Below are 2,389 nucleotides of genomic sequence, written 5' to 3'. Positions count from 1 at the left end.
CAAGTACGAGTGGGTACCTGAAGGAGGCTACGCATCTATCGCCGAGGCCGAGAAGGAGCTGACCGACTTTCTGATCTACTACAACCTAGAACGGCAACACTCGCGACTAAACGACATCCCGCCAGTGCTCTTCGAGCAACTGGCGGCTCAGGCTCCTACACCGGTGTCCAGAAAAGCTTGACCACTGCAATTCATCGGCGATGCTCTCGATCCCGCTTAGTTGCAGAACCCGTTCGGGTACGAAGACGACCGATAGGCATAAAGCCAGCTCGTCTTCCCACCATCGTTGGCGATATTCCAGTTGTTGCCGATTGATCCGATCGCCGTGTTCAGCGTCTGCGACCGCGTGAGGACGGGTGTGGTGAAGTACTTGTCCGCGTCCGCGTCGACGCGGAACGACAGCTCGGCCAGCGCCGGCGTCGTGGCGCCATCGATGTACCACAAGGTCAGCGTGAACTCCGCCACGGACTCACCGATGTCGGACACGGGGCCGTCGTATTCCTGCTGGGTCACCGTGACGCCAGCCACCTTCGACAACGCCGACGTGGACACATCGGACAGCGTCGTTGCACCCGGGAACAGCTTGATCAGCGCGGCGACCGTCGTCGGCGTGGTGGTCGCGTCCTGCTTGGTCGAATGCGCCAGCACGAGGTTGCCCGGCGTCACGTCGGTCTCGAGCTTGGTCGACTTGTTCTTGCCCGCACCCGACACGTCCGTCCAATAGGACAGTTCTTCGTCCGCATGGCGAAACTTGAACTGGATGTCGGTATCGTCACCGGCACGCGTACGCAGCGAGTAGCCGCGCCTGTTCAGTGGGCACGTTCCCGGCGTGTCGTAGTAAGCCAGCGTGTCACGGTTGCCAGCAGCGAAGTTGCCGGTGACGGTCTTGTCGAAACCGAGAGCCGACAGGCGGGTGGAAAGATTGGTCAGCAAGGTCGCCGCCGCGCTCGACGGATTGCTGGCGAAGCGCGTGGGGTCGACCAGGACCTTGTATTCCTTGCTGTCGACATAAGCCGGCGTATTGGCATAACTGGCGATCGAACCCAGCATGAGGGTTGCCGACAGCAGCGAAAGAACCGTACGTTTCATCATGCGCATAACCCTTTATCGGTGGTTGGAGGCGGCGGTGGAACGCATGCCCGGCAAAGTCAGCCGGTACACGAGGATGCGGTTGTCGTTGTCGATGGGCGAGTCGCAGTTCTGCCCGTCCATGACGCAATGCTTCGCGATGAAGTCGTTGTCGTTGCCGACGAGAAGGAACCAGTCGTCGGGACGCGCCGGATCCAGCACGGGAAGGAGGTCCATGGCCTCCCACTTTTCGGAGAGCTGGGCCCTGCCCGTAACGTCGGCATCGATGCCCAGACCGAATCGCGCCAGGTCGGGCGGATCCAGGAGATTGACCAGCGGCGTCCACGCCGCAGCGCGGATGTCGCTGCGCAGCTCGCCATCCTTGCCCAGCACCGACCTCGTCGACGTCTCGTAGGTCGTCCTGGCAAGGTTGCTCGCGCCATCGGTGTCGACCAACAGCACGCTCTTGTACACGAGGGGCTTTCCACCATCGGCGCCGTAGCCGTTGCCGTCTCGCGAGAGCATGAGGAAGGTGTGGTTGTCGAGGACGCGGATTTCGCTTTGCGCCGCCGTTTTGTTGGGAGCGCTTCCATCACCGCGGTCGGCGTATACAGGCAGCCGAACGACGTAGTGCCCCATCGGCGTTTTCGGTACGTCGTTACGACTCACGTCGTAAACGAGCACGCGGGTTAGCGAGCGCCCGGACGCGTCGCCCGGTGCCTCGCGGGTCGCCGTGTCCTGGATCAACGCGCTCTGCAACACAACGAACAGACGTGTGCCGTCCGGCGATAACGCCGTCCCTTCGACACCCTGGTTGTTGCGTCGTCCGGTTATCGGCGGCCTGAGCGACGTGAAGTCCGGCTTGCCATCCGCATCCAGCGGACGCACGGCTCTGGGCGGCACGATCACCCCGGTGAGTTTTCCCTTCGCGTCGAACCGGTACACGTTTGCCGCGTACTCGTCACCGACGTAGAAACCGCCATCGTGAGTGAACTGCAACGACTCCGCGTCCAGTGAGACCTTCCCTGCACCGATACCACTGGCCGGCGAAGGAAGGACGATAGCGCGCTCCGTCCGTAGTCCCTTCGCAGGCTCGGCGCCGGTAAACGGCTTCCCATCGAAATCCCGCAACGCAAGCCCGCCATCAACCACCAGCGAAACACTGCCTCCTGTGGGAGCCGCTTCAGCGGCGATCCCAGCCCGCGGCAACGTCAACGTAAACCTGAACCGGTGCAACCGCCCCCGGTAATCGAAGAACACATTGTGTTCGGGATCGTTCCGCCCACGATCGGGCAAGGTCCAGAGCACCCCCGTATAGGTG

3 protein-coding genes are annotated in these 2,389 nt (G+C 62.3%); 1 reads left to right on the top strand and 2 read right to left on the bottom strand.

From position 1 onward, the window contains the following. On the top strand, window positions 1-181 hold a 181-nt coding region (locus AC1DT2_RS20755), incomplete at its 5' end, for an integrase core domain-containing protein (RefSeq protein WP_477298437.1). A gap of 35 nt (window positions 182-216) precedes the next feature. Here the strand turns inward: AC1DT2_RS20755 and AC1DT2_RS20750 are convergent. Further along, entirely contained in the window at window positions 217-1,092 is an 876-nt protein-coding gene (locus AC1DT2_RS20750; protein ID WP_477298436.1) for a hypothetical protein, read from the bottom strand. Window positions 1,093-1,104: 12 nt separating this feature from the next. Next, a partial coding sequence (locus AC1DT2_RS20745) for an esterase-like activity of phytase family protein (protein ID WP_477298434.1) occupies window positions 1,105-2,389 on the bottom strand: 1,285 nt, incomplete at its 5' end.

The sequence above is a fragment of the Luteibacter sp. P4_E6 genome (genome assembly GCF_056401535.1).
Note: the sequence above shows the minus strand (reverse complement) of the source record. Positions and strands in the feature narration are given on the sequence as shown.

Bases quoted from the DNA above. Each gene is read 5' to 3' on its own strand.
- AC1DT2_RS20750 (WP_477298436.1), bottom strand. From the start codon at position 1,092: ATGATGAAACGTACGGTTCTTTCGCTGCTGTCGGCAACCCTCATGCTG.